Source organism: Amycolatopsis sp. NPDC021455 (genome assembly GCF_040640995.1).
Taxonomy (GTDB): Bacteria; Actinomycetota; Actinomycetes; order Mycobacteriales; family Pseudonocardiaceae; genus Amycolatopsis.
In genome coordinates, this window is record NZ_JBFACT010000152.1 from 1 (window position 1) to 4,324 (window position 4,324).

General features: G+C 71.3%; 5 protein-coding genes. 1 reads left to right on the plus strand and 4 read right to left on the minus strand.

Annotated features, from left to right (window positions below; translation table 11 throughout):
- The 4 genes from AB0G28_RS49160 to AB0G28_RS49175 form a co-directional block, all read right to left on the minus strand.
- Nucleotides 1–989 (minus strand): thiamine pyrophosphate-dependent enzyme (locus AB0G28_RS49160; RefSeq protein WP_361106576.1); only part of this gene is annotated, 989 nt, incomplete at its 3' end.
- The gene (locus AB0G28_RS49165; protein WP_361106579.1) at nt 989–2,230 is read right to left on the minus strand and encodes a transketolase C-terminal domain-containing protein; all 1,242 of its coding nucleotides are present in this window, start codon (nt 2,228–2,230) and stop codon (nt 989–991) included. The genes AB0G28_RS49160 and AB0G28_RS49165, both read right to left, overlap by 1 nt.
- Nucleotides 2,214–2,810, minus strand: a complete 597-nt coding sequence (locus tag AB0G28_RS49170) for a 2-oxoacid:acceptor oxidoreductase family protein (RefSeq protein WP_361106582.1) — start codon at nt 2,808–2,810, stop codon at nt 2,214–2,216. The genes AB0G28_RS49165 and AB0G28_RS49170 overlap by 17 nt, the downstream gene beginning before the upstream one ends.
- Nucleotides 2,807–3,700: a fructose-bisphosphate aldolase gene (locus tag AB0G28_RS49175; protein ID WP_361106585.1), complete on the minus strand. Its 894-nt coding sequence runs from the start codon at nt 3,698–3,700 to the stop codon at nt 2,807–2,809. Before AB0G28_RS49175 ends, AB0G28_RS49170 begins: the two co-directional genes overlap by 4 nt.
- Before the next feature lie 159 nt (nt 3,701–3,859).
- Here AB0G28_RS49175 and AB0G28_RS49180 point away from each other — a divergent pair, with 159 nt between their 5' ends.
- Nucleotides 3,860–4,201, plus strand: coding sequence for a spore germination protein GerW family protein (locus tag AB0G28_RS49180; protein ID WP_361106588.1), 342 nt, complete (start codon nt 3,860–3,862; stop codon nt 4,199–4,201).
- The last annotated feature ends 123 nt before the right edge of the window (nt 4,202–4,324 follow it).

Genomic DNA, 4,324 nt, shown 5'->3' on the forward strand with positions numbered 1-4,324 from the left:
AGCAGGCCGAACCGGCGGATGTTGCGGTCGGCGAGCGCCTGGATCTTCCCGATCACGTCGGTGCGCGGCGGGTCGCCGAACAGGTGCGCGTACCGGGCCTGCCGCCGCAGGTAGTCCTCGACCGGCACCCGGTGCCGGATTTTCGAGGTCGCGACGATCTCCCCGGCTTCCGCTTCGAACACGGGGAAGATCCCGCTTTCCTTGGCCAGCCGGGCGATCCGGATCGTGTCGTGCGAGGCACTGCCCCAGCCGAGCGGGCACGGGACCAGCACGTGCAGGTACCGGGCCCCGCGGAACTCCATCGCCCGCGTCACCTTCGCCTCGAGGTCCCGCAGGTCCGCGACGGTCGCCGTCGCCACGTAGGGAATCTCGTGCGCCAGCGCGATCATCGGCACGTTCTTGCCCTGCCCGAACACCGCGCCCGGCTCCGCACCGACCGCCGGGGTGGTGGCCGTGCGGGCGGCCGGCGGCGTCGCGCCGGAGCGCTGGACGCCGGTGTTCATGTACGCCTCGTTGTCGTAGCAGATGTAGAGCACGTCGTCGTCGCGCTCGAACATCCCCGAGAGACAGGCGAAGCCGATGTCCACGGTCCCGCCGTCGCCGCCCTGCCCGACCACGCGGACGTCCGTGCGGCCCTTGGCCTTCATCGCCGCCGCCACCCCGGTGGCCACCGCCGGGGCGTTGCCGAACAGCGAGTGCAGCCACGGGATCCGCCACGACGTCTCGGGATACGGCGTCGAAAAGACCTCCAGGCAGCCGGTCGCGTTCACCGCGACCATCCGGTTGCCGGTCGCGCGCATCGCCGCGTCGAGCGCGTACCTGGCACCCAACGCTTCGCCGCAGCCCTGGCACGCCCGGTGACCGCAGTCGATCGAGTTGATCCGCTGCCGGTCGGACTGCACGCTGCGCTGGTCCGCACCGAGCAGCCGGCCACCGACCGCGAAGCTGCCGGTCTGGTAGAACTTGATCGGCGTCACCGCCATGCTCATCACCCGATTCGCGAGGCGACCGCACCGAGGTCGCGCAGGAGGTTTTCGGCCGTCGGCCCCGACCGGCGGCTCGCGGCGAGGCGGCCCAGCTCGCGGTCGATCAGCGAGTGGTCGAGGTCGAGGAAGCTCAACGGCGGCAGGCGATCCGCGGACCGCAGCACCCGGCGCAGGGACTTCTTCGTGATCGCCCGGCCGCCCAGTCCCGCGATGACGGCGTGGACCTCGGCAGCCGGGGCCGCGGCCACGACGTTCTGCGTGACGATCCCGCCGACGCCCGGTTCGAAAGCCCGTTCCAGCACGACAACGCGTCTCGCGTGCCCGATGGCCGCGCGCACCGCGTCGGCGGGGAACGGCCGGAAGCACGTCACGCCCAGCACGCCGACGCGCAGGCCTTCTTCGCGCAGTTCGTCGACGGTGTCCTTCAGTGTGCCGAGGACCGAGCCGAGCGCGATGACGATCGTCTCGGCGTCTTCGGTGCGGTACGAGCGGGTCAGCCCGCCGGAGTTGCGGCCGAACGCCTCGGCGAAGCGATCAGCCACATCGGGGACGACGTCGAGCGCGGCCATCAGGCGGGCGTGCCCGAGGTAGCGGACCTCGGTGAAGGCCTCCGGACCGACCATCGCGCCGATCGACGAGGGTTCGGCCGGGTCGAGCACCTGGCGGGGTTCGTACGGTGGCAGGAAGGCGTCGACCTGGTCCTGGTCCGGAATGTCGACTTGTTCCCATGCGTGGGTCAGTACGAAGCCGTCCATGCACACCATCACCGGCGTGGACAGCTCCTCGGCGATCCGGAACGCCTGGACGTGCAGATCCGCGGCTTCCTGGTTGGTCTCGGCGTAGAGCTGGATCCAGCCGGCGTCGCGCAGGGCCATGCTGTCGCTCTGGTCGTTCCAGATGTTGATCGGCGCCCCGATCGCGCGGTTGGCCACGGTCATCACGATCGGCAGGCCGAGCCCGGCGGCGTTGAACACCGCCTCGGTCATGTAGAGCAGGCCCTGGCTGGCGGTCGCGGTGTAGGCCCGCGCCCCGGCCGCGGACGCGCCGATCGCGACGGACATCGCCGCGAACTCCGACTCGACGTTGACGAACTCGCACGGCGTGAGGGCGCCGGACTTCACCAGCTCGGCGAGGCCCTCGACGATGTGGGTCTGCGGCGAGATCGGGTAGGCGCAGACGACCTCGGGACGGCACAGCGCGACCGCTTCGGCGACGGCCCGGGATCCTTCAATCTGCCTGAGCACCGGCCAGCTCCTCCCGCTCGGCGCGCACGAATTCGTAGGCCACGGTTGCCGCGGCGAGGTTGCCTTCGACCGCCGGGCCGTGGAACCGGCCGGAAATGGCGGACAGCACGCTCTTGAGGCCGACGATCCCGGTGAGAGCGGCGAACCCGCCGAGCAGCGCGGCGTTCGGCACCGGGCGGCCGAGGTGCTCGCGGGCCAGCTCGGTCGCCGGGACGACGAGCAGCCGCTCCGGCCGGAACCCTTCGGTGAACTCCGCCAGCCCCAGTTCGGCGAAGCCGCGGGCGGAGTTGATCAGCAGGTAACCGTCGGGACCGAAGCCTTCGAAGACGTTCACCTGGTGCAGCAGCGTGGCGTCCTGGACGATCAGCACGTCCGGCGCGACGATCGGTTCCCGCGTGCGGATGACCGCGTCGGAGATCCGGCAGAACGAGACCACCGGCGCGCCGGTGCGTTCGGAGCCGAAGCTGGGGAACGCTTGCGCGTGCCGCCCTTCGGTGAACGCGGCGACCGACAGCAGCTCGGCCGCGGTCACCACGCCCTGGCCGCCGCGACCGTGGATACGGACCTCGGTCGTGCTCATGCGCTCGGGTACTTGGCGAGGATGTCGCGCAGCGCCGAGACGAACCGCAGGGACTCGTCGTGGTCGCGCTGCCAGACGTTGCGGCCGAAGATCAGCCCGGTCGCGCCGGCCTCCATCGACTCGCGGGCCTTCTCCAGCATGGCGTCGTCGCCGGCCTTGCTGCCGCCCGACACCAGCAGCAGCGTCCGCCCGGCCGAGCGGACGACCGCGTCGATCGCCTCCTGGCTGGTGATCTCCCGGGCGTAGGCGCCCGGGACGTTGTCGATCTTCGCCGGATGCGGGAAGTTGACCTTGACGACGTCGGCGCCGAGTTCGCACGCGGTCCGGGCGGCGTAGTCGACGGCGTAGAAGGAGTCGCGGCCGCCCTTGGCGTCGATGGCCGAGCCGCGCGGGTAGGCCCAGACGATGAGCGGCATGCCCAGGCGGTGGGCGTCGGCGCGGACCTGCCGCAGCTGCGCGAAGTCCTGCTCCTGCGCGGGAGTCCCGACGTAGAGGGTGTAGCCGACCGCGTCCGCGCCCAGCCGGACCGCGTCCTCGACACTGCCGTGCAGTGGGGACAGCGCCTCGGCGTCGGACGGGATCTCGGTCTTGCCGTTGAGCTTCAGCACCAGCGGCAGCTCGCCCGCGTAGTCCCAGTAGAACTTCTCGGCCAGCCCGATCTGGATCGCGATGCCGTTGAAGCCGCCCTCCAGCGCGAGCTTGAGGATGTACTTGGGGTCGCTCGCGGCCGGGTTGGCGAAGAAGTCGCGGGGACCGTGCTCGAGACCCTGGTCGTAGGGCAGGAAGAACGCGGTGCCGTTGCGGAGGCCGTGCTCGTGCAGGATGCGGTGCAGCCGGGTCTTCTTGCCGGTGTTCAGCCCGAGCTCGGCCAGCGGGGGACGGTACGCCATGACGGCCTCCGGGGTCGCTGATTTCGTGTGCGACCAGCAAATCGCGGGAGGGTGGCCGGCACCGCTGGCGAACGCCACCGGCCCCGGGGTCCTCGGTCACCCGCGCAGGGGACCATCGGCTCTGTGGCTGCCGCGCGGACGGCGGTGAGACTTCGCCGCATGAAGGTCGACGAACTGCTCGCGAAGGCGAAGGACGGGCTGGAGACCAGGATGGTCTACGGCGAGCCGTACGAGGCCGACGGCGTCACGGTGATCGTGGCGTCGGCCGTCGGCACCGGCGGTGGTGGCGGCGACAGCCGCGATCAGAAGGGCCGTTCCGGCGAAGGCGGCGGCTTCGGCCTGTCGGCCAAGCCGGTCGGTGCCTATGTCATCAAGGACGGCAAGCTCCGCTGGGAACCGGCGGTCGACGTCAACCGCCTCCTGGCGACCCTCGGCGCGGTCGCGGTGGCCGCCCTCTTCGCGGCGACCCGGCTGGCGAAGGTCCGGGCTCGAAAGGGCTGACCAAGCCCCGCGGAGCCGCCGGAGGCACGATGGCGGCCATGCCGCACCGCGTCCTGCTCGCCGACGACGACCGCGCCATCCGGGAGTCGCTGGTCAGAGCCCTCGATCTCGAGGGCTACCGCG